Origin of the sequence: Romboutsia sp. 1001285H_161024_C4 (assembly GCF_015550185.1) — a bacterium.
Lineage (GTDB): Bacteria > Bacillota > Clostridia > Peptostreptococcales > Peptostreptococcaceae > Romboutsia_C > Romboutsia_C hominis.
In genome coordinates this window covers 64880-91325 of the sequence record NZ_JADNAJ010000003.1, presented here as the reverse complement: position 1 = coordinate 91325, position 26446 = coordinate 64880, and the positions used below count along the sequence as shown (strand labels likewise).

The window sequence follows — 26446 nt, the reverse complement described above, 5'->3', positions numbered from 1 at the left end:
CTTCTATATATGGCAATTCATTGCTATTCCAAGAGGTGTTACAAGTAGTGGTTCTAATGGTTTTACTGTTTCTATTTTTATTTCTTTTTTAAATACTTTTTCAAATTCACTAAAGCAACAAGCACCACCGACTACATAGATAGTGTCTATATTGTAATCTTTTATATACTTTTTAACTATAGATGCCATTTTTTCAATGACAGGTTTTACTATTATAAACGTATCTTTTTCATACTTTTTCTCTTTTTTTATAACTTCTGCTTCTTCAAAAGGTATTTTATTAAACCCTGCAAGAACTAGTGTCATATGAGTTCCACCTGTTGCTTCATCAGCTGTAAACACGACTTCCCCATTTTTTATTATACTTATCCCAGTAGTCCCTCCACCAACATCAACTACTGCCCCATTAGTTATTTTAAGTACTGTAGCTGCTGCACTTGGCTCATCTATTATATTTAAAACTTCCATATCACAAGATTCTACTACATTACATATAACTTTAGTATTTCCCTCAGTAATTCCTGGAGGGATTGCAGTTGAAGCATAAGTTAATTCACATCCTATAATTTGTTCTACTTCTTCTTTTAATTTTCTAAGTATATTAGTTGCACCTATATAATCTACAACTATCCCATCTTTAACTACAGATGAAGCTTTCATAGCTCCAGCTATAGGATTATTATTTTCATCTACAACAGATAAAACTATATTTGCAGTTCCTAAATCTACTCCTACTTTTAGCCTACCGTTATATTTATTGCACTTTTTTTCTTTTATAAGTCTTGAAAACTCTTTTACCTTATTATTGCAGTCATTTAGATTCACATTCTCACCTATTTTCTACAATTTTAACTAAGTCGTTATTTTTTATTAAGCACGAATTAGCTTCATCTATATCTAAATGCATTTCTAGTTCAAAATTTTCATTTACTCTAATTAATACGTTTCCTAGTATAGCTTTTCTAATCCCCGTTATCTCAACATCTACTATATCTTTATCACATAAATTTAATTTTTTAGCATCATTTGGTGACATATGTATATGTCTTAATGCACAAATTACACCTTTTTCTTTGACAACTTTTCCTTTAGGCCCTATAATTTCAATACCAGGAGTATCTTTTAGATTTCCTGATTCTTTTATAGGTGGATTTATACCTAATTTAAAGCCATCCGATACAGAAATTTCAATCTGAGTTTCATTTCTTAAAGGCCCTAAAATTCGAACTTTTGTTAATTCTCCTTTAGAGCCTTTTATAGTTACACATTCATTTGCAGCATACTGACCTGGTTGCTTTAAATCTCTAAATTTACTTAGTGATTTATCTTTGCCAAATAGTATTTTAAAATCTTCTTCACACAAATGTATGTGTCTATTTGAGATACCGATAGGGATTAAAACTTCTTTTTCTTCTTGTAATTTTTGTATTACTATTTTAGTTATTTTTTCTACTAATTCCTTATTGTTAAAATCCATTTTAATCACCTATTTATATATTATTCTGATTTTGGTAATATCTTTTCAACATCAGTATGAGGTCTTGGTATTACATGCTTAGATACGAGTTCTCCTACTTTCTCAGCTGCTACTGCCCCTGCATCTACAGATGCCTTAACAGCTCCAACATCTCCTCTAACCATAACTGTAACTAATCCTGATCCTATCTTTTCATATCCTACTAGCTCAACATTTGCAGATTTAGTCATCGCATCTGCTGCCTCTATAGCACCTACTAATCCTTTAGTTTCTATTAATCCTAATGCCTCTCCCATTTTCTATTCCTCCTTAAAATCATTTAGTTCATTGTAGTGAATACAACTATTTTTTAATTCTCCTTTTTGTCTTTTACATTCTGGGTCTTTACATAAATTACAAGTATAATTTTCTTTATTATTTAAATTGTTTTCTTCTATGGTATTTCCTAATTCTTCACTTTTTATATAATTTAAATCATCCTCTAGATTAACTATTTTTACATTTTCTACTATATCTTTAACTAATTCTTTATCATCTTCATTGTATAAATCTACATTTTCCTTAGACTGATTATCTATTTGTATTTCTTTATATCCTATAGTTTCTTTGTTATTAATTAATATATCTATTTCTTTACTTGGTCTAGGTATTATTTTATAGGAAAATACCTTGCTTATTTTATTGGCAGCAACAACAGAAGCTTCTATAGCTGCCTTAACAGCACCTACATTTCCCTCTATTTTTAATGTCGCCATACCTCCACCTTTCGAGAGCTCATATCCTATTAAATTAACATTTGCAGATTTTACACATACATCTGCTGCTTCTATACAAGCTGCAAGGCCAATTGTCTCTATAATTCCAATAGCTAATTGGGACATTTTACCCTCCCCCTAATCTAATGTTTAAGTAATATTTATAATAAATATAAAACTTTATACAATTGTTAGATAAACTATATGTATCTTATAAATATTTTAAAGTTCTTTGAAAGGTTTTTTTATGACTAATCTAGCTGCATTTTGACCTAGTGTTCTCATTATAGATTCTTTAGATGATATTTTTATAGTAAAAAGAGGACTATCTTTTTCTAGTTTATTATAGTGAAGTATTATAAAATCTTTATTTACTCCAATCCCCACTCCTAATATAGAGTCATTGCAGGCATTATAGCCTAATTTTATAACATCTTCTTCACAAATTCCTAAAATTTCATAAGGTACATTCTCTTCTTCTATGCCAAGTATAATTTCTCTAAATTTTAACTCATCTATTTGATTTTTGTTATAGTATATTTTTATACTTGGCTTTTTCGTAACACTTATATTCTTAGCCATAAAATTCACCTATTCTTCTTTTAAATGTAAAACAAGTCCTGTTGCAACTGCATTTCTAGGTCCTTCTACACCCCTGATATTTGCTCTTCCTGCAACTACATTATACTGAGATAATGCATTTGTAACTAATTGAGGAATCTCAAAATCAAGTGCACTTCCTCCAACCAAAACTACAAACGCTATATCTCTTACATTATTTGTTGGGCTTACCTTTTTTAGTGCTCTTATAGCATTTGTAACAAATACTCTTTCTTTAGCACTTTTTCTAATTAATTTTATTTTTTCTAGTGATTCATCTATTTCAATAGGAACCATGCCTTCTGGTTTTAGTATTACAACCTTTGCAAATAATTTAGAATCTAATGCTTTGTTAAAAAACTCTACAGCTCCACTTTCATGTCTTATATTGAAAAGACTCTCTACCTTAGCTAATGGATACTTTTTTATGTCTTCTGCTAGTTCAAAATCATCTATTCCTAATTCTGATTTTATAAGCATAGTAACCATATTTCCAGCACCTGCTAAATGTATTGACTTTATTTCATTTTCTTTTGTAATTATAGAAGCATCCGTAGATCCTGCACCCATATCTAATATTGCAAGTGGTTTGTTACTTCCTGGAGTAGTTAATGCTCCACGAATTGCCATATCAGCTTCTACTCCACCTACATTGACATTTACCCCTAGGCTTTTTGTTAATTCATCTGCTATTTTTTGCATTTGAAGTTTATCAGCTTTTACCATAGCTGCTATTCCTACTGCATTTTCTAGTGAGAACTCATTAGCAATACCACCTTTTACAATCTGAGGAACAAAAGTATCTACAGATAGTAAGTCTTGTATTTTAATGTTTTTTGGGTGTTGATTTGTTAAATTAGACATAACATGCCTTACTTTTTCAAGCATTCCTCCCACATTAGTCCCAGGTTCTCCTTTAACATCACAAACAATATTTACGCTATTTATAGCATTCATAATTTTTTTAGCACCTTCATCAATTCCAACAAAAGCTTTTTTATTTAGTCCAACTATTTCAATATTTCCAGCAGGTATTTTTCTTTCTTTAACATCTCCCTTAGGAGTTTTTACAACAACTGCTGATCTGTTTCCAATTAATGCCCTAGCTATTGGAACAACATGTTTAGTTTCTTCTGAAGTTAGATTAAACAATGTTGCTATTCCATATGGATTAGATAATACTTCAACAACTCCTCCAATTGGTGCAACTTCTATGGCACACTTCATATTTAGAGGAACTTTTTCAACTAAACTAACCTCATCTACTATAGGAATTTTCTTGTTTAATCTATTATTAATTAGTACTCCATCATCTTTTTTTACTATAGCTCCATTTATATTTAATTTATCTGAATATAAATTTATTAATTTAGATGAAACTTCAAAGTCAAATTCTTTAGGTATAACAACTATTACATCTTTGTTCTTATCTACACTTTCTAATTTATCAATTTTTACAGTTTCACCAACACCAACTCCTACTCCACCTGGTGTTAAAGGGTTATGGCCTATCATTGTAGACTCTGTTATTATGGTTTCTGTTATAGTTTCCATAGCTACGTCTCCTATTACTGGAGCAGCTTCATTTACTCTGATTTCATCTAAATTTTCAATTTTTAAATTAGACTTATCTAAAGAATTTTTTAAAGATTTAAATACTCCATTTATATTTTTCATAGTTCCTTTAATTCCTGTTGTTTTAACTATAGAACTTGATAAAAATTCAATATTGTTTTCATCTATTTTTGCTAAGGCCACTTCAGTAGTAGCATTACCTATATCTATACCAGCTACTATCTTCATTTAATACCCTCCAAACTACTTTTACTCCACTACCTTTAACCTTCCTCTTTGTTCATAAACATTTGCAGCTTCTATAACAAACTCTGCATTTATAGTGCATCCATATTTATTTCTTAGTTCATCTGCTATATCATATAATTCTTGTTTAGTTGATCTATATGGTCTTAGTGCATCGTATATTTCAAGAATTCTATCATCTGGAACTACTATAAGTTCTGCTGCCTTTCTTAAGTTTTGAGCAAATGCATTTCTTCCAACAGATTCAGCTACTTGTGCTTGTAATTCTAAAGTTTCTTTAGATATTCTTATATCTTTAGATCCAATTTCACCTCTTATTACTTTGTCTAAAGTTACATCTGATAATTTTATTCCAGATTGTGATTTTATTTTTTCCGGTATTTTCTCTCCTAATGGATAATTAGCGCTTGTGACTTTATCACTTTTTAAAACATTTTTAACAGCATTTGAAACTTCATTTATATTAGTAGAGTTCATATTTTTTAGTACTTCCTCTACGATTTGTTTTATTAATAAATCTTGATTCATCATTACCCTCCTTGTTTATTTAAATGTTATCTTCAATTCTTGAGGTTTTTTGTTTCTATCAACATGTTCTGTTTCTTTTATATGTAAAAGTGCTGCAATTGCTTGATATTTTGGTCTTGCCATTTGGTCATTTTTCACTGGCACTGGAGCTGGTGATTCATTTTTAGCATATTTAGCTGCATTTTTACCTATTTGTCTAAATGTTTCTAAATCTATAAGTGGAGCTTGGGGGAATAATTCTAAGTTACTTAAAGGAAATAAATCCTTTTGATGTATTATTGTTGTACCTTTTGACTGTATACCTATTCCTATTCCTGAACCACTTAGTTTTGCTGCATCATGTGCTATAAAAGAAACATCAGACGTTCTATAAATTTTTGCTAGTCTATAAGTTAATCCTTCTTCTTCAATACCTGCTATAACTTCTTTTAATACTTTATCGTGTTCTATACCAACTATAGTTTTAGTTTGATGGTTAAAAAATGCTGGCGCTAAACCTATAACTACTTCATCGCTTCTAGTACCTTTTTTCAAATCTCCAACTTCTACTAGTTCTAATTTTTTATTATCATCAAATACTACATTTTCTTTCTTTTCTTCTTTTTTGCTATTGCACTCTACATTATCATTTTCTACCATTTCTTTTAATATTTCTTCTATTACACTTTTTAATAATTTCTCATCTATAGACACAATTTTCACCTCTTTTTCTATTTTTAGAAGTCTTCTGGACTTACTGCATTTTCAATATTTTTGATTTGTTCCCATCTTTCATCACTTATTTGATATCCAGTTTTTGGCCCTCTATAATCATTTGGATAGTTTACGGCACTTTTTACTTTAAAATCTTTGTCAAGTATAGCTGCTGTATGCAAATAATCCCCTGCTATTCTTTGCTTTAACATATTAAACACACTATCTGCTACATCTTCAAATCCACCTTTATAAAGTGCTTTAACTACATCTACCCCTGTAACTTCTTTGTTCATCATTTCTTCAGTAGCTTTTAAATCTTCAACTACATTTCTATTTGGCATATCCTTACTTCCATGTGCATAGGTTGCAGCAGTTACTTCTTCTTCTGTAACTTCTGGAAGATTTAATTCTTTAAATAATACTTGTATAACTCTAGCTGCCTTATTTCTAACTTTAACAACTTCATCTTCACTAACAGGCTTTAGACCGCCATCTATTTTTAAATCTCTTTGAATTATATTCCAATCATCATAATCTTCTGCATCCCAGTTAGAACCTGCAAACATATTATCATAATTTGGAGTTGCACTATATCCTGAACATATAAAATCTGTTCCTGGCACCATTTGCATTAAACTTCTTGCAACTCTTCTTAAATCAGAATGTGTAAATGTTTGGTCATTACTAGATGCACACTCAAGATCTAACATTGCAGCTATTAAGTTTTCTGCAAGTATAGCTCTAACTCCACTAGGTACTCCTGCTGGTACTCCAACACAACTTACTGAACCATTTTGTATTCCTTGAACTCCACAACCCTTAGTTAAGAATAGACATCTAGCTTCAAGATATAGCATTGACTTTCCTTCTGCGTATCCCATTTGAACTTCAGAACCTGTTCCTGATGTAAATCTCATTTTAAGTCCTCTTGATGCATATGAAGATGCTAGGAAACCTTTAGACCAAGGAGTATCATCTCCATCCATAAATACAGACTCTGTTCCATAGACAGATACAGTTTCAGCGTATCCTGTTAATCCTCTCATTCCTAATTTTAATTCTGTTGCTTCTTCAACAGCACATTGAGTAAGTATTCCAGGGCGACCTACTTGAGCTCCAACTAATAAAGCTAGGGCATTAAATGGAGCATATCTTGCTATACCTACTGTAGTTTCTTGTTCATCAAATCCTCTTAAAGCTGCTTCTGCTGCATCTGCTGCAATTTGAACTGGATGATCTTTTACATTAGTAACATGACATTGATTTGAAGGCATCTTTCTAGCTCTCATCTTTGTCATTGACATCATCATTTCAAGTACATTCATCTGGCTTACAACTTCAACTATCTTAGCTGGAGTCATAGCAGTTGTAAGTTTTACTATTTCTTCTCTTCCAACATTTATATCAACAAGCATTCTAGCTAATTCTAATGAATCCATGTTTAAAACTTCTTCTGCTCTTTCTAAATTTATAGCATGATCTGCTATAAAAAAGTCTAGCATATCAAAGTCTTCTCTTTTCTTTCCATCTAATTCTATTACTATTTTATTTTCTATTTTTATACTAGGTGTTGGGTCATTTGGTCCATCCATTGCTATAAGACCAACTTCTGGCCACTCCTTTACAAAACCATCTTGGTTTACTGGTCTATTTTTTAAAACTTCAAAACGTTTAGATTTCAATGTATTCACTCCCCTTATTTAAAATCTTATATGTATGGTATTGTTGATGACTTTAATTCTTCATTACTTAAAGTTAATAATAATTGCTTTCCTACTTCCCTTGCTGCTATTATAGACTGTCTAACAGCTCCTGAATCTCCTGAGAATGTAAGAATTACTTCGTTTGAGTAACTAGTTCCACCATTTCCTGGAGTTGAATATCCTACAACATCAACATTAGCGGCTTTTACAGCAGTATCTGCAAGTAATACTCCAATAGCAGCTGGTGCTCCAACTGTTATCCCAAAAGATTTTCCAATAGGTGCTCCAAACGCTTTATTAAGAGCATAGCTAGCCCTTGCTGTGTATTGGAATTCTAAATGTCCTGCGCTACTTCCATAAACATCACCAAAAGTTCTTTCTAATTCATTTAATGTAACTTCAACAGCTCTTCTAGCATCTGATACATCTTCTGCACCAAATATTATTAAAGAACCATGTCCTGCTCCACCTTCTGTATCTCTAGGAAGCTCTATTAACAATATTTCACTATTAGTTGCCTTTACAGCCTCATCTGCTGCAAATATATGAGGTCCAGCCCCTGTTCTTCCACCAACTATCCCTATTGATCTATATTTTTTATCTATATTCATTAACTCGTGTAAGTTATAATCTACATTAGCTATAACAAGACCTATAGTGTTTCCTATTGCTGTTCCTACAAACTCTGTTAAGCTACAGCTATTAGGCTCTTCATATTTAGCTTCTTCTACTGTTTCTTCTTTAACTTCTAACTTTGGAGTTTCTCCCATTTTCTTCATTACTTCATCCATTATTTTTGACATTAAATCTTCTTTCATGAAAATTTCCCCCTTAACCTAAATTCTTATTTAATATTAGTTATTGCTTGGTAATATCTTTTCAACATCTGTATGTGGTCTTGGTATTACATGAACTGATACAACTTCTCCAACTTTCTCTGCTGCTACTGCTCCTGCATCTACAGATGCTTTAACAGCTCCTACATCTCCTCTTACCATTACTGTTACTAACCCTGAACCTATTTTTTCATATCCTACTAGTTGTACATTTGCTGATTTTACCATAGCATCAGCAGCTTCTATTGCCCCTACTAGTCCTTTTGTTTCAACCATTCCTAAAGCTTCTTTTTGCATAATGGGAGTACCTCCAAAAATTATTCTTGTTCTTATTTAAATTCTAGTATACTTTTATGGAAATATTTTATTTAAATAGTACAAATTTTAAGACTTTTTAAATATTTTTATGATAAATTTTATCTTAATAGGATAATTTTTTGTACTATATTTTTCTTTACATTTTTAATTTAATATTAATACAAAAAAATAGTAAGGAATTATCCTTACTATTTTTTATATTCTAATAATTTATCTATTATTTCTTCTTGTTCTTTCAAATCTTTATTCCTCTTATAAAGTTGTATACCCTATTCCATATTTTTATAATAACTTAAAGATATATTATTAGATTCAATATCTTCAATTATTACACTTTCAGCCTTATTTATCTTTTCGTCAAATACTAAATTTAAATTTAAACCATCCTTATTTAAAGAATAAGATACTAAATTTTCATTATCATTACTAACAAATCCATCTATTTTTTTTAACTTATCATCTATTATTTTTCCTAACTCTAGAGAACTATCTTCCTCTATACTTTCTGCTACTTTATAATATGCTTCATACAAACTACTTTTATTTTCATTTAGTAAGTTTACTAATTCCTTTTGTTCTTGTACGCTTTCTGGATACATCTGAAAACTTAATATTCCATTTGCTTCTAATATGTCTTGATAATAAACTTCTACATAAGTTTCTTCTTTATCTTCCTTAGTTATAATATATGAAGCAAATTTTATATCTTCTAAATTTTCTTTTTTATCATTATCTAAATAAGAAACACTAAGAGATTTATTACCTTCTTTGAATGTATAAATTTTAGTTGAATAATCTTTTTGTTCTCCATTTTCACCAGTTAAATATACAATTCCATCTGAAATATCTACTGTTTTATCCTTAAGCCTTTCTTCTAAATCCACAGCTTTTATTTCATTACTATTTTGTTCACTTTTTACAACTTCAAAGTATGTATTTTTTAAGATTTCTTTATTTTCTATTGTGCTAGTGCATCCTGTAATAAGTAAACTAAATATAGTTGTAAGTCCTATTATTTTAACATGTAAATCTTTTATCACATCTATTTCCCACTTTTTATTTAGTTTATTATTTCTTAATTAAATTGTTTTATATTTCATGTATCCACATTTATTTCAACTTTCATAAAGGTTACTTTTCCTACCAATTGTACTCTACTATATCTATAAGTCTATTAATACACTTTTAAGATTCTCTATCCAATAATATATATTTAAATACTCATATTTATCTTCTAAATTTGAATTAGCTAATAGTGATACTAAATACATTTTGCAGGAAGCTAAAATTCCAACTTTCAATAAAGTGTCCCATGTTCTTCTAGTTAATTTATATCCAATATAATTTTCTAAATTCATTTTATAATAATTTAGTAGTATAGTTTTATCAAATTTAACATTTACAGATGTCATAAGATACCAAAATACATCTAATGTACAAGGTTCACATCCACTATTAGCCCAGTCTATAATTCTTATATCATTTTGATTTATGTAAAGTGTATTATCTGGTCTATAATCTCCATGCAAAAAGGTTTTAGGATAATAAGAAAATATACTATCTATTTCCTTTATTTCATCATATTTATTAAATAAATTTTCTCCTAAAATATCTTTTAATATTATTTCTCCTTTTTGATAATTTTCTTTAAACTCCTCAACTTCACTTACTTTAGTCTTTGTTAAAAAATTACAATATTCATCTACATTTAATAACTCCTTATAATTTGTTATGTCATGTTCTTTAAATTTAGAGTGGAATTTCGCTAAGTTATTTAAATAGTAAAGACACTCTTTCTCTGAGTTATTTGTTTTTTTGTATACAGACATATCATTCATAAGTATTGCATAGCTATTATCCCCTATGTAATAACCTAAATAAATGTCATTTATAAACTCTTCTAATTTTGAATATATATCATCTTTAAATATAGCTAATTCTCTGCCTTCATCTTTATTTACTTTTGCTAGCCAATCTTCCTTTAAATTATTTATTTTTAGATATAGGCTTTTTTTATCTTGCCTAGAAAATAATGTAATTTTATATATTTTAGCTCCTGATAAACCGTTTGTTTTTATATTTTCTAACTTTATATCTCGTAAACCAGGTAGTATTTGCATTAAATAATCCTTACTTAGAAGATCTTTTATTGATTCTTTTTTTAATACACTCAAAAAATTCCTCCCTTAGGTATCTATTTGATCATTCTGTAATGTGCTCCTATACTCACTAGGTGTTAAACCTACTATTTTTTTAAAAACTTTACTAAAATAGTTAGGTTTATTAAAAGATAAATCTATAGATATATTTAGAATAGGTGTATCTGTATCTTTTAACATTTCTTTTGCTAATTCTATTTTTTTATTTGTTATATAGGTTATAAAGTTTATACCAATATCCTTTTTAAAAGTCTTACTCAGATAATTTGGACTTAGATTTATATGATTTGCTACCTCCTCTAGTGTAATATTTTTTTTTATGTTTGAATGAATATAATTTAGTGCTTTGTGTATTTCTTCAGAATATTGTTCGCCCTCTAAATTATATTCTTTTATTAACTCAATATTAGTAGCTCTATCTATTTCGACTTTACTGTTATTAAAATCAGAATTTATTTTGACTATATCTTTATTTATAATATAATTTGATATTTGGTACATAAGATCTGCTGCATATTTGACTTCTTCATAAGTCTTTATCTTTACATCTTTATAGTATTTAGATAATTCTTCATTATATTTATCCTTTAAAACATTGTTTTCTTCTTTTAAATCTTCTTTTAATCTTACTTGACCTCCTAATATTGCTCCTATATATGTATTTTTTGCCATTATAGGTATAGCAAAATCTACTAATCCTGCATGACACTTGTATATATGTGGCTTTTTTGTAATAGCTGATTGTACCCCTCCATATGCATCACATTTATAACACTTTCCTTTTAATTCATCATTATTTCTTATATATGTACAAAACTTAGTGAAATTACTTTCTTTCGTTATAGGTTCACCTTTATAGTCTACTATAATCGCTCCCATACCAAGTGAATTTGCAAAGCTATCTTGGATATTTTGGAGAACTTCAATTTGAGCATACTCTTCTAGTTCAAAAAACTTCTCCATTAAACTCCTCCTTAAATTATTATTCCTAATTTATAATTTATATTATTTAATTATATATATTTCTACTTATATTTGTTAAATCCTGTCATAAAATACATTTTATTTTTTTAGCAAACAAGTTAAATGTATTTCTAAATTATTATAACTGTTCTTATAATACCTTTATAACAATATCCAAAATAAATGTCTTATTGTACAATAAAATAGAGCAATAGTCTTTATACTATTACTCAACTTAATTCTTAGTACATATAAAATTATTCATATAAATATATATTTATAATTAGGTAAATTATAATTTATATAATAGCCTTTATTTGTTTCCATTCATCTTCTAGGATTGCCATCAAAATATCATCCGCATATTCCTTGCCATTCCAAACTGCATCTCTCAATACACCTTCTCTTTTAAATCCAGCAGCTAAATATGCTTTTTCGGCACGATGATTAAACGAATAAACATCTAGTTCTAAGCGATGAAGATTTAATTTTTCAAATGCAAAATCTCTTGTCTTTTTTATAACCCAAGACCCTATGCCTTTTCCACATTCATCAGAATGAAATATCCCAATTCGATAATTGGCACTTCTATTATACTTTCACCAATAATTCTTCCATCAGGTGAAATAATTAAAAAGTCATATCTATCTTCTACACATTTTTTGAAAAATTCAACCACTTCATCGTGATCAAATTTTACTATAAAATCTGTCTTGCTAACTCAAACTCAGAATTTATTTCTTCAAATACTTCAGTTATAACAGGATCAAAAGCTATCCCCTTACCATCTAATATAATTTCAACTGCTTTGTCATGTGTAAAAGCTTCTTTATAAGGTCTCTTTGTTGTTAGCGCATCATAAACATCTGCTATTGCCATTACTCTAGCGCTAAGTGGTATTTCTTCTTCCTTTAATCCATCTGGATAACCTGTTCCATTCCACTTTTCATGATGAGATTGCGCCATATCCTTCGCTATATATAAAAAACTTTCTCCATCAGTTTGATTTATCATCCTTTGAATAGTCTCTCCTCCAAGTTTACTGTGAGTTTTCATAAACTCAAACTCTTTTTCATCTAAATAACCATTTTTAAGTAAAGTTTTATCATTTATACCTATTTTACCTACATCATGAAGTGGAGCTGAACGTATCATATCCTTTACATAATCTTTGCTTAATATATCACTATATATATTTCTTTCTACCAAAGCTTTAGTTAGTATTTCTACATACTTTGCAGTTCTTTTAACATGACCCCCAGTATTTTCGTCCCTACACTCAACAAGCTCTGCGATGGATATCATCATAACATCTTGGAGATGTTCTATCATCTCGGTTTTTTCTATTACTTTTTTTTCTAAATCTATCCTATAGTCATATAATTCTAGATGCATCTTTATACGACTTATCATAATTTGAGGAACAAATGGCTTTCTAATAAAGTCTATAGCTCCTTTTTCAATGCCTTTTAATTCACTTTCTATATCTACTTGTGAGGTTAGAAATATTACTGGTATATCAACTAAATCTTTATTAGATTTTATCTTTTCTAAGGTTTCATACACATCCATATCTGTCATATTTATATCTAAAAATATTAAGTCTGGTTTGTTTTTAGTTAGAAACCTTAAAGTCTGTATACCAGATGTAAGTAAGCTAACTTTGCAATGTGGTTTTAAAATTTGTTCTGCTCTTTTTAAATTTGTTACGCTATTATCTACGATCAATATATGCTTATTTTTCATAAGTTCTCCCTTTTAATCTTTTATATTCCTTTATATTATACTATCATTCATTAGCCTTTCTAATATTTCAATTTAAATTTTTTCTATCGTAAAATATTAAAAATAAAACTAATATATTTCTTAATAATAGTTAACCTTAAATGTTATTTACTATTATTCATTATTTTATACAATGCATGTGAAGCTTAGCCTCACTTCCTTTTACAACATAACCTTGTCCCTTTGAACAAAATATAGAGTTTGATGTATATTCATTATCACTATTTTTATCATAAGACCTGTGTTCTAAGACATAGTCAGAATTATGACACCTATCATATCCATCAAATATGAAGCTAACACTTGAACTTCCCTTACTAAAAGCAGATAACCCTAAGCTATAATCCATAAAAGTAGCAACAGGCCCTCTACCTTCTATGGTTACTAAATTTTCATTGATAATCGGCGTTTCAAATTCTCCATTCATTTTTTGAATATCTGATATGATTCTTCCCATATAATCTAAGTTTGTCTCAATTTTAAACTTATAGTATGGCTCAAGTAATACATTTTCAACTTTTTCTAATCCTTGTCTTAATGCTCTTAAAGTAGCTTGTCTAAAATCTCCACCACTAGTATGCTTTTTATGTGCTCTACCAGTAAGCAAAGTTATATTTAAATCAACTAATGGGTATCCACCTAATATTCCTCTATGCTCTTTTTCAAATATATGAGTTTTAACTAAATTTTGATGACCTATGGCTAAATCATCTACATGTGCTTTGCTATTAAAAGTGATACCTAAATTTCTAGTATTTGGTTCTACTAGCAAATGAACTTCTGCATAATGACCAAGTGGCTCAAAGTGACCATATCCTATAGTACTGTTTAATATACTTTCTTTGTATAGTATTTCACATTTTCCAAAGTCTACATCTAAGTTAAATCTTTCTTTTATTACTTCTTTTAAGATTTCTAATTGAATTTTTCCCATTACATGTATGTGTATTTCTTTAAGATTTTCATCCCATAAAACATTTAATGCAGGTTCTTCTTTATTTAACATCTCAAAAACACTTAATACTTCTTTTATGTTTAATAGACCATCAAATATAACCTTTGATTTTAATGTTGGAGTCATTTCATATTTGGTTTTTATATTATAAATTTTCTCTATTTCGTCTTTTTCAAAACCATGTTCCATTATGAAATCTCCTGCTACAGTATTATTTAAACCGCTTACAACAAATAATTCTCCACAATTAGCCTCATTTACAGCTTCAAATTTGTTAGAATTGTATTTTCTTATGTTATTTATCTTTTCAGTTATTATTTCTTCATTAACTTTATATAAAACTTCATTTTTCACTTTAATACTTCCTTGTAGTGCTTTTATATAAGTTAATTTATTTTTATTGTCATCATGTTTTATCTTATATACTTTACCTATAAATTTTTCTTCTAACTTGTAATTTGTATATGTTAAAAAATCTAGCTTTTCTAGGAAATTATCTATTCCTATATCATTAAGAGCTGACCCACTTAATAGTGGATATATTTTTGATTCCTTTATCATTTCTTTGAAATTTTTAATCCAAAGATTGTAGTCATAGTCATCATTTAAATATTTTTCAAATAATTCATCATCTCTTTCAGCAATAAATTCTATAAGCTCTTCACTTAAAGTATTAGTTATATTAGTATTAGTTATATCTATAGCATCTTTAGTTAAGCTATTTTGTATATCTTTTATCACTAAGTTTAAATTAGAGCTTTCTCTATCCATTTTATTTACAAAAAATATTATAGGAACTTTGTATTTATTAAGTAGTCTAAATACTGTTTTTGTATGTGATTGTATTTTATCTACTCCACTTATTATTATAACTGCGTAGTCCATTATAGATATAGACCTTTCCATATCTGGTGAAAAATCTATATGTCCTGGTGTATCTATTAAGTAATATTTAGAATTGTTGTAATTAAACATTCCTTGTTCTGAAAATATTGTTATACCTCTTTGCTTCTCTATGTTATGATTATCTAAAAATGTATCCTTATTATCTACTCTGCCTCTATTTCTAATTGCATTTGTATGATATAGTACTTGTTCACAAAATGTAGTTTTACCAGCATCAACATGAGCTAATACCCCTATTGTCTTATTCATATGTCTCTCCTATTTATATAAATATCAATATTATCCTTAATTATAATAACATTATGTTTTTTAATTTTATAATTTATATTTTATCATATTTAGTAGTTTTGTAGTATTAGTCATATTTTTTAATAGATTTACGCTTTTGATATAATTCTAATTGCTTTTCTCATACTGATTTAATCAATTAAATATACATAAGTAAGTCTATGTTTTTATAAATATTAAAAAGAGCAATAAATTTTATATTATCGCTCTTTTATATCATAATTTAGTAAAATTTATAATTTTTAAAATTCTAATAAAAATCAATTTGATGGAGAGAATATAATATTCTCTCCATTTTCATATAAATATTATTCACTTACCCTAATTCTTTCTACTATACTTTCTTTAGAAGTTATTTTGTAAACAATTAAGGGAACAGTTACACTTACTAAAAGTACTAACACTATACACATTGCTAAAGCTTCTATTGGATAGGTATATACAGAATATCTAAGCTTCATAATATTAAATCCTAGAAAAGTAGATAAACTACCTAAAGTAAGATTTACAAAGGTTATTATAACTCCATAATACATACCTTCTAGTGCTAACATCTTTTTAAGCTGTTTTTTAGTCATTCCTACTGCTTCTAGCATTGCAAATTCTTGATTTCTTGACATTATATTCGTTACCATAGTATTTATAAAATTTAAAAATCCAATTAATCCTATTATAAACACTCCACTCATTCCTATAATAGTTATTGTAACTTGATTTTCTTTAGCTTCTTCTATATATGTTCTTTTTGAAGAAATATGAGTATATGGATTAGAGTACTTTTCATTTAATTTTTCTATATTTTTTTCAACTTCATCTACGTTTTCATCTACATTAACTACTACATTTTGTACATATGATTTTGGTACTATTTTTTTATAGTCATCTTCATTTACATATACATCCATGTTGAAGTTTTCTCCTGCACCAATTATTGCCATTACCTCAAATTCATTCTCTGTATATCCTTCTTCTATAGTATTTCCTTTAAGGTATTTTAACTTAATCTTATCTCCTACTTTTATTTTGCTATTTTCATGTCCTCTAATTATTATATATCCACCTTTGTTAAACTTTTCTATATCTAACTTTCCTTCTATTATGTTTCCATCACTATAATAATCTAACATATTATTTGCTATCATTTCTTTAATTATTTTCCCTGAAGACACTCCGCTTATATCTAATGTTACACTTTTGTTAGTAGCTGCAATTTCTCTATAATCATACCCTTGCCAAAATCTTTTTACATGATCTTCATTTATTGGTTGGCTTAGTAATTCTTCTTTTATTGCTCCTTCATAGGCTACAAGCCCTAAATAATCTTTATATATTTTCTCTACACTTTTTACCCCATCTAAATTTTTAACATCTTTTATAAATTCTTCATCTATTGGTATGATATTTTCATGTATCCTTGAGTTTTGTGCTTCTCCATGTTGTATTTCTATATCACCTAACATCATACCTTCTGCTGCTCTTTTAGGGTCTGAACTACTTATTATAGTTGATACACTTAAAAATATCATACAACTTAAAGACATAGACGTTAAAACTAATAATGCTTTTTTCTTATTTCTAAACATATTTGAAAGTGCCATTTTATGAATTTTAGAACCACTCTTACCTTTTTTTGCTTTACGTTTTATATTACTATCTCTATCACTATATCTTGTAGCATCTACTTCAGATACACTACTTGCAAGTTTTGCAGGTTTCATACAAGATATTCTTACTGTTATATATGAGAATATAATAGCACCTATAAATATAGCAGGATTGCTTGAATCTATTGATTTTAAACTTGATATAGTAGTAAATTTCATAGCCATAGGAAGTAATATCTTTCCTATTATAACTCCTAAAAATAGTCCTATTGGTATTGCTATTAATGATAATCTATTAGCTTGATTTATTATTAATTTTTTTAATTGTTTTGGTGATGTTCCTATAGTTTTAAGAAGTCCATAGTGTTTTATGTCTTTTACTACTGATATATAGAATATATTATATATTAAAAGATAACCACTTGTAAGTATTACAATTACTAATAAAATTACTGGAAGAGCATTTCTTATAAATTCACTAGTATTTGTTACTTGATTATCTAAAAATGCTGGATTTACACTATATTTCCCTGAATATGGCTTAATTTCATTAATTAAACCTTCAATTTGTTTTTCTAAGTTTTTATCATTTTTAAAATTAAAAGTTATACATAAAGGACCTATTTCATTATCTTTTTTATATTCATTGTAAAAATCATCACTTATATATATATCATGAAGTGGTATAGCTGTTGCTGTTTTGTATGTAAAATATCCACTTAATTTAAATTTATATGTTTTATTTTCTCCAGTATAAGTGCCATCTTTAGCTGCTGGAATATCTATATTTACTTCAGTGCCTATTTTGTGAGGTAGTTTTAACATATCTAATACTTCTGTTGGCATAACTATATCTTCTTTAGACTTTGGTAAACTCCCCTTTATCATCTCTGTATTGATAGCATTTTTTACACTTTGACCGTCATAAACTGCTAGATTTACAGTTTGAGTTAAAAACTCTGGATTTTTAGCACTATCAATATTTTTAATTATACCTATACTATTTTGGTCTACACTTTCATCATTTTTTATTATATCTATCTGACTTTTATCTACATCTTGCATCTGTACGTGAGAACTTGTTCCATATTCCATCATCATATAACTATTAAAAGCATCCATCATAGATACTCCTACTGTAAATAGCGATGTAAATAAAACTGTAGCTAATGTTATAGCTATAATAGATATAATATTTCTAATTTTATTAACTTTAAAGCTTCTTTTACTTATCTTTTTTATAATTTTTTGATTGTTATTTTGTAGCATGGCTTTCACCTCTAATTACAACTTTTCCATCCTCAATTCTTATAATTCTATCTGCCATTTGTGCTATTTGTTCATTGTGAGTTATCATTATTATAGTTTGGCTAAATTTATTACTAGTTACTTTTAAAAGTCCTAGTACATCTTGCTCAGTTTTACTATCTAAGTTTCCTGTTGGCTCATCTAGTAGTATTATAGATGGTTTTGTTGCTAGTGCTCTTGCAATTGCAACTCTTTGCTGTTGTCCACCTGATAAGTTGTTAGGTAGGGCATCTACCTTCTTACTAAGTCCTAATGTGTTTATTATTTCATCTATATATTCACTATCTACGCTACATCCATCAAGTTCTATTGGTAGTACTATATTTTCATAAACATTAAGTATAGGAACTAGATTGTAGTTTTGAAATACAAATCCAACATTACGTCTTCTAAATATTGTAAGTTCCTCATCATTCATTTTAAATATGTTATTGTTTTCAATTACCACTTCTCCTTCACTAGGTCTATCAAGTCCTCCTAACATATGTAATAATGTACTTTTACCACTTCCCGACGTACCTACTATAGCAACAAATTCTCCTTTATTTATACTTATATCAACCCCATCTAATGCTTTTACTATGTTTTCTCCTGTTCCATAGTACTTTTTCAAACTTTTACTTTCTAATATTTTCATTTAATTAAAATCCCCTTTTGATTTTTTATTATCTTATCTACTTAAATATTATCATATAAATATTTTAAAAATCCTCACAGTATTGTGATATTGTTTATATAAATCATAACAATATTGAGATATATAAAATAAAAACACTGTTAATATAACAGTGTTTTTATTTTATATATTTTAATTTTTCATATACACATAAAAGGTTGTTCCTACATCCTTTTTAGATTCTACTTTTATATATCCACTTTGCTTGTTTATAATCTCTCTTGCTAGATAAAGTCCAACCCCAATACCTTCTGTATTAATAACATCATTACTTCTATAAAATCGTTTAAATACATTATTTATCTCAGATTCATTAATTCCAATACCAGTATCTATTATACTTATTTTAGTAAATAGCTCCATTTTATTTAGCTTTATATTTATACTTCCATTATTCTTTGTGTATTTTACTGCATTTTCAACAATATTAAATATTGCCTCACTAGTCCATTTTTTATCATGATAAAGTTCTAGCTTTTCATCAATATCTACACCTATAGATATATTTTTTTCCTCTGCCTTTAAGTATACTCCACTAAGTGCACTTGCAATTGTATCACTTATTCTATATTTTTTAATATTTAATGTTATTATTCCATTTTCTAGTCTAGACATTTTTATAAGTGACTTGACTAACCAATCTAATTTATTAACTTGATGTTGCATGTTTTCTAAAAATATTATCTGTTTATTTCTATCTAGTTCTCTATTTATTAAAGTTTCATTATACATAGAAATATTAGCTATAGGAGTTTTTATTTGATGAGAAATATCAGATATTAAGGATTTTATATTATCTTTTTCCTCTAAATATATTTTATTTTTATTTTCTATAATTCCTATCATATATTTAAATTTATTTTGAATTTTAGATAATAAAGTATCCTTATTAGTTTCTAAAACTATTTCTTTACCCAATATAAAAGCATCTATATTATCTATAATATCATTACTAAATTTAAGAATATTTGATTTTATAATATATATAAATAATATTCCTATTGTTAATGATAAAAATAAAAAACAAAAACTTATATTGTTAATTGTTTTAACTTCCTCAAAAGAGTTTGGATACATATATATAATACTTTTTGTTTGTTGTCGGATTAAAAGAAGTGCTATTATTGATATTATTATATATATAATAGAAAAGTTTATATAGTAGTTACTAAAAATATTTTTACTATTTTTCATTCTTTTCACCAACCCACATATACCCCATTTTATATACAGTTTTTATGTATTTATGATTAGATGATTTATCTTCTATTTTACTTCTTAGTCTATTAATATTTACTGTTAGGGCATGTTCTTCTATGTATTCTTTGTCATTATCCCAGATTGAATCTATCAAGGCTTGTCTTGTAACTATTTGACTTTTGCTCTTTACTAGTTTTTTTAGTATTTTGTATTCTATTGGTGATAGCACAATATTTACTTTATTTTTAGTTACTAACATTTTTTCAAAATTAAATTCAAATTCTCCTTCAACTAAAGTATCTTCATATTTTTCTTTATTACTACAACGTCTAATCAAAGCCTCTACCCTTTGCATTAATATGTCTATACTAAATGGTTTTGTTATATAATCATCAGCTCCTATTTTAAATCCATTTATAATATCTGATTCCATATCACATGCAGTTAAAAATAGTATCCCTACATTAGAATTTTCTCTAATTTTTTTGCAAAATTCAAATCCATTTCCATCTGGTAAGTTTATATCTAGTATTATTAAGTCTATATTATTACTATTAAAAATATTTTCCCCTTCTTTTAGATTGTAGGCAGGTATTACATTAAATCCATCTGCTTGTAAATTAAAACAAATTCCATGATTTAACATAATGTCATCTTCTACTATTAGTATATTTCTCATTTTGATTATTCCCCTTTATAAGTTATACATTTTATTATATTACCAAATAATTATATCATTATTTTAAATAATTTTTCAAATTCATATATGCCTTTGTTTGAACTATATCATGTTAAATAAAAACATCATTATATGTTAATGATAAAATTGTAACACTCTAGATTTAAGTATAAAGAATAAGGGTATATTTAATAAAAAATTAAACTTTCAAACTACAAAGGAGCTTTGACATGGATAAGAAAAAAGTAATTTCAACAACTATAATGTTTTTAGTTATAGTTGCTGCTATAATAGGTTTTAAATCTATATTTGGTGAAATTAATACCTTAGTTGGAGTTGCAGGCATTACAGCAGCTCTTTCTTTACTTGGTACTGATTATACAATAACACCAATAAAAAGTACTATATATTTTGTATTTATTGAAGTATTACTTGGGGTTAGTTCATTTTTAGCATCAACTAATGCTTTTTTAGGATTAGTTATAACTTTTGCCATTATATTTTTTATATTATACCAATTTACATATAATACAAAAAAACCTACATATATTGCTTTTACGCTTGGTTATTTCTTTATGCTTTATACACCTGTTAGCATCAATGAATTGCCTACTAGATTAGTATCTCTTATATTTTGTGGACTTTTTATAATGACAGTACAAATGATTGCAAATAAAAATAAGTTACAAAAGCAATCTAAAGTTACTATTAAAACGGTAATAGAGTCTATTAATGAAGAAATAGTATTAATGATAAATAATGATAGTATAGAAAGTGTAAATAATTTAAATTCTAAAACTTATGATACACTAAAAGAGCATATATCAGATGTATATAAAAGATTGGATAAAAATATTGAACTTCCAGTTTCATTAATCCAATCATTATTTATATGTCAGTTTTTAGAAAGTGTAAACTTAATACTAGAGGAAGTTAAAAACAATACAATTAATGAAGAATTTACTTATATCTTAAATAAAATAAAAGCATTACTTTGTAATATAGATGAGTTTATAGATAGAAATATAACAGTTGATGATGTTATACTTAAAATAGATGAATTCTTAATTGCTAGCGAAAAATCTAACTCAAAGTACTACAAAATTTATGAATTACAAGGTTGCGTAAGTTTATTAAAAGAAGACTTAATACTTTCAAAAGAAAAAAATTCAAAAGAAGTTTGTAAAAAGTATTTCGTATCAAATGCAATTGATAGATTAAATGATTTAAAAAATAATTTAAATAAGGACTCTCTTAAGTTTACTTTTGCATTTAGAGGTGCATTAATTACTAGTATTGGTGTATTTGTAGTTGCTTTCTTTAATATACCACATGGTAAATGGTTAGTTTTCAGTTTATCATCTATTGTCCAGCCTTATCTTGAATCTGGACAAACTAAAGGTAGGGAAAGAATCTTAGGAACTATAATTGGATTAATTATATTTGAAATTTTATTCTCTATAGTAACAGATAATTCTATGAGAGCTTTTATTATACTTATAGTTGGATATATTAGTAATTACCAAACAGAGTATAAGTATCAAATGATATGCACAACTATTTCGGCTCTAGGAGCAGCATCTATTGGTAATAATATAAACGAGCTATCTATTAGTAGAATATTTTTCGTTCTTTTAGGTACTATAATTGCTCTATATGCAAACAAAGTAATTTTACCATATAAAATGAGTGATGTTACAAAAAACGAAGTCAAAAATTCTTTAAGTTTAAATGAGCAAATACTTGCCAAATTATACAATACAGGATTAGTGAATGGAACTATTAATGACGATTTAAAGGATGTAATTACTCAAAATATACGTCTTAATAAAAAGATATATTTTAATAATAATATTTTGTTATCAGATGATTTAAATGAATTTGTACATAAGCAACATATATTTATTAATAAACTACGTTTCTTAGTAAATAACTTTAAGAAATACACTAATAAAAATTCATCACATAACTTAGTTTTATTTTACGATATAGATATGCTTTTAAATAAGGATATTTCTACAAAAGATATTATAGATTTCTTAAATAATATAGATGATAGATTGAGTAAGTTAATATTAATAAATGTACTTGAGTTAAAAGAAACTATTATAGAATCTAAAGATATATCAAAAGTTATATACAAAACTCTATAATAAAATAAGGTTATTCATTAAACAAAGTGAATTACTATTAAAAGCTAAATAAACTAAAATAAAAAGCCAAGCTTAATGCTTGGCTTTTTTCTATCTAAATATTATTTACTGCTTTCTTTAATTTTATCATAAGCTTTAACTTTATTTTCAAGTAAAGAATCATAAATAGGAGGGCAATTTAATAAATTAGCTACTAAATACGCAACCCCACAGACTACTATAATAGGTCCTAGCTGAGTAAGTGCTCCACTCATTTCAAATACTAATATAAAGCCAGTAATAGGAGCTCTGACAACAGATGTAAACATCCCTGCCATTGCTAATAATATAAAGTTATTTAAATATGAAGTATCTATAGCTCCCATTAAAACTAAAACTTTTCCAAATATAATTCCTACTAATCCACCTAATGTTAAAATAGGAAATAGTATACCTCCAGGAGTTCCTGGTGCAAAACTTATAAGTGAGAATATATATTTTCCTATTAATAATATTATAGCTAATTTAATAGTAAGTCCACTAGCTAATATACTATTTATAAGCTTATCCCCACCACCTAAAACTTGAGGTAAAAACATGCCAAATACAATAGCTAACATAAAAGGTATAATCATTTTATATCTTAGTTTTGTATTTATATTTGAATATATGTCTATAGTTTTAAGTAATCCTTTATTATATATAACTCCACTTAACCCAATAACTATTCCAAGTACTATTAAAGATATGTAGTAATTAGCTGGCATATTTAAAACTTTATCAACTATTAAAGTATGTGTTTCTCCAAAAAATATCCATGTAACTAAATCAGAACTTACACAAGCTGCAACAGCTGTTATAAATAGTACTGGCGAAAAACTTTTATGTACTTCTTCTAAGATAAACATAACTCCAGCAAATGGTGCATTAAATGCTGCTGCAAGACCAGCTCCCGCTCCTGTTGAATATAAATATACAAATTCTTTTTTACTTAGTTTAAATCGTCTAGATATAGCATGTGCAAAACTCCCACCTAATTGAATAGATGGACCTTCTATACCAAGAGATAGTCCAGCTCCCATTGCTAGTACACCATTTACAAATTTACTTACTAAAATTTTAAAAGAATGAATTATTTTTAATCTTCCTTTTAAACAGCCTTCAATTTGTGGAATACCACTACCTGATATCATAGGATTTTTCTCAACTGAATATCCAACAATATATCCTATAATAGCAAACACTAGTATTCCCAAAATTACATATTCCAAGTGATTAGCCATAAAATTGTATATATTTAAACTAATTTTTTCTGCATATTTGGAGCATAACCTATACAAGGAAACTATAAATCCTACACCTACTCCTATTAAAATACTTTCAAAAACAATTCTTATTTTAAAAGCCTCTGAGCAATTTCCATTATCAGGTATACAACTATTTTCTAAGTTATCCATTTTATCACCTCGTATATAATATTACCCAATTAAATAGCTACATAACTTTTTCTATTTAAATTTTCGAAAAATAGATAATCTTTATTTATTGTATAGTAAAGCCAAGTCTTAAGCTTGGCTTTACTGTAATTATTCACTTTTTAGTATGTTTATATTATTGTTCTTTTTACCTTCTTTTGACCCGTGTGTATATCCAATTACTTCAAAATGTTTAGCAAATTCTTTAGCATACTCTTCATAATGAGAGCATCTCCCTCTTATGCATGTAGATATATGTATTACATCAACTTCTGCTTTTTTTAATTTTTCTATTTTTATATCTAAACTTTCTAATGGCTTTTCATCACAACCATTACAAGTATTAAAAGCAACTAATTTACAATTACCTTCATATCTTTCAAATGAATCTTTACATTCATTAAATGCTCTAAAGCATCCATTAGCGGTACACCTTTGTGAAACATCCCCACAAGTATATATAGCAACTTTTTTCAATTTCTTCCTCCTATGCTTTTTATTTTTACTGTATTTATATATAATTATACATTATTTTGCCTTTTTTTCAAATTAATAGTAAAATTTATTTTTAAATTTAAATTATAAATATATTTTACAACTATATAAATATAAGCAATTATTCTTATAAATTTATACATTTAAAGGATACTACTTAATGAAACTTAGTTATACAAAATTCCATTCGAATACTAAAAATATTATAAGTATAATAAAATAGGGTATCGTATTTCACGATACCCTATTTTATTCTATATGTTTATCATTATATACAGTATAAATTTCTTTTGTAACTATCAATATGTTCTACTTACTTATTACTTGATATCAAATTCTCTATTTATTTCATTAACATGAATAATTCTATCCTTATAATCTTTAGATTCCTCCATTTTAGATAACTTATCTACAAGAGAATAGTCCCCGCAACAATGCATAGGAAAAGCTAATTTAGTATTAGTGTTTCTCATAAATTCATCAAATCCTAAATAAAAGTATTTTCCTTGTCTAGAATCAAGTGGTACAAATGCAATATCAAAGTATCTATCTTTTATCTTTTCTATTTCATGTTTATACATCTTTTCCATCTTTTTATTTTCACTATCAATTTCACCTTCCCAATGCCACCAATTCAAATCACCTGCATGATAAATAGTCTTACCTTCTACAGTTATTATAAATGCCACTCCTAAATCTGTTGATTTTAAGGTTTCTATTTTCATTTCATCAAGGTATACTGTTTCATTTTCCTTTACAAAATAAATATCTTCTTCTTTTTTAACCTTTATATCATCTGATAATATGTATTTTATGTTTTTATAATTGGCTCTTAAATCAAATACTACCGGACTAAAATGGTCACTATGATTATGACTTACAAAAACGTAAAGTTTCTTGTTTTTATCAAATTTTGGTAGATCCCCTTCAAAATAATCAAATAGTAAGATATTTTTTTCAAGTTCTACACAAAAGCTACTATGATGAATATATGTTATCTTCAATGTTAACACTCCTTTTATTCTATTTATTATATTCTATATTATTTTTACCCTTATTAAGTCATATAAATTATATACTTTTAAAT

At 27.2% G+C, this 26446-nt stretch carries 24 protein-coding genes and 1 pseudogene; 1 reads left to right on the top strand and 24 read right to left on the bottom strand.

Annotation, left to right across the window (positions count from 1 at the left end; all coding sequences use genetic code 11):
* Positions 1-3: 3 nt before the first annotated feature.
* The 21 genes and pseudogenes from eutJ to I1959_RS06925 form a co-directional block, all read right to left on the bottom strand.
* Complete coding sequence (gene eutJ / locus I1959_RS07025; RefSeq protein WP_166505358.1) at positions 4-825, bottom strand: ethanolamine utilization protein EutJ; 822 nt, start codon at positions 823-825, stop codon at positions 4-6.
* Positions 826-829: 4 nt separating this feature from the next.
* Complete coding sequence (locus I1959_RS07020; protein ID WP_195237691.1) at positions 830-1477, bottom strand: phosphate propanoyltransferase; 648 nt, start codon at positions 1475-1477, stop codon at positions 830-832.
* Positions 1478-1497: 20 nt separating this feature from the next.
* On the bottom strand, positions 1498-1773 hold the full coding sequence (pduA, locus tag I1959_RS07015) for a propanediol utilization microcompartment protein PduA (RefSeq protein ID WP_092925987.1): 276 nt from the start codon (positions 1771-1773) through the stop codon (positions 1498-1500).
* Positions 1774-1776: 3 nt separating this feature from the next.
* Positions 1777-2358, bottom strand: a complete 582-nt coding sequence (locus I1959_RS07010) for a BMC domain-containing protein (RefSeq protein WP_195237689.1) — start codon at positions 2356-2358, stop codon at positions 1777-1779.
* Positions 2359-2454: 96 nt separating this feature from the next.
* Entirely contained in the window at positions 2455-2814 is a 360-nt protein-coding gene (locus I1959_RS07005; RefSeq protein WP_092925991.1) for a glycerol dehydratase reactivase beta/small subunit family protein, read from the bottom strand.
* 9 nt (positions 2815-2823) lie between these two features.
* Complete coding sequence (locus I1959_RS07000) at positions 2824-4635, bottom strand: diol dehydratase reactivase subunit alpha (protein WP_195237688.1); 1812 nt, start codon at positions 4633-4635, stop codon at positions 2824-2826.
* A 21-nt stretch (positions 4636-4656) separates the two neighbouring features.
* Positions 4657-5181 carry a diol dehydratase small subunit gene (locus I1959_RS06995; protein ID WP_092925995.1) on the bottom strand — a complete coding sequence of 175 codons (525 nt, stop codon included), beginning with the start codon at positions 5179-5181 and terminating at the stop codon, positions 4657-4659.
* A 15-nt stretch (positions 5182-5196) separates the two neighbouring features.
* Positions 5197-5874: a propanediol/glycerol family dehydratase medium subunit gene (locus I1959_RS06990; RefSeq protein ID WP_195237687.1), complete on the bottom strand. Its 678-nt coding sequence runs from the start codon at positions 5872-5874 to the stop codon at positions 5197-5199.
* Between the two features lie 23 nt (positions 5875-5897).
* On the bottom strand, positions 5898-7559 hold the full coding sequence (locus I1959_RS06985; protein WP_092925999.1) for a propanediol/glycerol family dehydratase large subunit: 1662 nt from the start codon (positions 7557-7559) through the stop codon (positions 5898-5900).
* A 26-nt stretch (positions 7560-7585) separates the two neighbouring features.
* The gene (gene pduB / locus I1959_RS06980; RefSeq protein WP_195237686.1) at positions 7586-8398 is read right to left on the bottom strand and encodes a propanediol utilization microcompartment protein PduB; all 813 of its coding nucleotides are present in this window, start codon (positions 8396-8398) and stop codon (positions 7586-7588) included.
* Positions 8399-8434: 36 nt separating this feature from the next.
* On the bottom strand, positions 8435-8713 hold the full coding sequence (gene pduA / locus I1959_RS06975) for a propanediol utilization microcompartment protein PduA (RefSeq protein ID WP_092926003.1): 279 nt from the start codon (positions 8711-8713) through the stop codon (positions 8435-8437).
* A 290-nt stretch (positions 8714-9003) separates the two neighbouring features.
* Positions 9004-9774, bottom strand: a complete 771-nt coding sequence (locus I1959_RS06970; protein ID WP_195237685.1) for a hypothetical protein — start codon at positions 9772-9774, stop codon at positions 9004-9006.
* A gap of 123 nt (positions 9775-9897) precedes the next feature.
* Positions 9898-10908 (bottom strand): phosphotransferase, encoded by a 1011-nt coding sequence (locus I1959_RS06965; RefSeq protein WP_195237683.1) that lies wholly within the window; start codon positions 10906-10908, stop codon positions 9898-9900.
* Positions 10909-10920: 12 nt separating this feature from the next.
* Entirely contained in the window at positions 10921-11856 is a 936-nt protein-coding gene (locus tag I1959_RS06960) for a PocR ligand-binding domain-containing protein (protein WP_195237681.1), read from the bottom strand.
* 419 nt (positions 11857-12275) lie between these two features.
* Positions 12276-12422, bottom strand: a pseudogene (locus tag I1959_RS15875) (GNAT family N-acetyltransferase); the annotation flags it as partial.
* Between the two features lie 133 nt (positions 12423-12555).
* Positions 12556-13602, bottom strand: a complete 1047-nt coding sequence (locus I1959_RS06950; RefSeq protein ID WP_195237679.1) for an HD domain-containing phosphohydrolase — start codon at positions 13600-13602, stop codon at positions 12556-12558.
* 160 nt (positions 13603-13762) lie between these two features.
* Positions 13763-15751, bottom strand: coding sequence for an elongation factor G (locus tag I1959_RS06945; protein ID WP_195237678.1), 1989 nt, complete (start codon positions 15749-15751; stop codon positions 13763-13765).
* Between the two features lie 347 nt (positions 15752-16098).
* Entirely contained in the window at positions 16099-18663 is a 2565-nt protein-coding gene (locus I1959_RS06940) for an ABC transporter permease (RefSeq protein ID WP_092926017.1), read from the bottom strand.
* Entirely contained in the window at positions 18650-19339 is a 690-nt protein-coding gene (locus I1959_RS06935; protein WP_092926019.1) for an ABC transporter ATP-binding protein, read from the bottom strand. The genes I1959_RS06940 and I1959_RS06935 overlap by 14 nt, the downstream gene beginning before the upstream one ends.
* A gap of 171 nt (positions 19340-19510) precedes the next feature.
* Entirely contained in the window at positions 19511-20572 is a 1062-nt protein-coding gene (locus tag I1959_RS06930; protein ID WP_195237677.1) for a sensor histidine kinase, read from the bottom strand.
* Positions 20562-21257, bottom strand: a complete 696-nt coding sequence (locus I1959_RS06925; RefSeq protein WP_166505346.1) for a response regulator transcription factor — start codon at positions 21255-21257, stop codon at positions 20562-20564. Before I1959_RS06925 ends, I1959_RS06930 begins: the two co-directional genes overlap by 11 nt.
* A 230-nt stretch (positions 21258-21487) precedes the next feature.
* On the opposite strand from I1959_RS06925, the gene I1959_RS06920 reads away from it, so the two are divergent.
* On the top strand, positions 21488-23410 hold the full coding sequence (locus I1959_RS06920) for an FUSC family protein (protein WP_195237676.1): 1923 nt from the start codon (positions 21488-21490) through the stop codon (positions 23408-23410).
* A 101-nt stretch (positions 23411-23511) separates the two neighbouring features.
* Here I1959_RS06920 and I1959_RS06915 read toward each other — a convergent pair whose 3' ends face one another.
* The 3 genes from I1959_RS06915 to I1959_RS06905 form a co-directional block, all read right to left on the bottom strand.
* A complete protein-coding gene (locus I1959_RS06915) occupies positions 23512-24846 on the bottom strand; it encodes a ClC family H(+)/Cl(-) exchange transporter (protein ID WP_195237675.1) in 1335 nt (444 codons plus the stop codon).
* 129 nt (positions 24847-24975) lie between these two features.
* Positions 24976-25341 carry a CGGC domain-containing protein gene (locus I1959_RS06910; protein ID WP_195237674.1) on the bottom strand — a complete coding sequence of 122 codons (366 nt, stop codon included), beginning with the start codon at positions 25339-25341 and terminating at the stop codon, positions 24976-24978.
* A 338-nt stretch (positions 25342-25679) separates the two neighbouring features.
* Positions 25680-26363 (bottom strand): MBL fold metallo-hydrolase, encoded by a 684-nt coding sequence (locus tag I1959_RS06905; RefSeq protein ID WP_166505341.1) that lies wholly within the window; start codon positions 26361-26363, stop codon positions 25680-25682.
* Positions 26364-26446 lie beyond the last annotated feature (83 nt).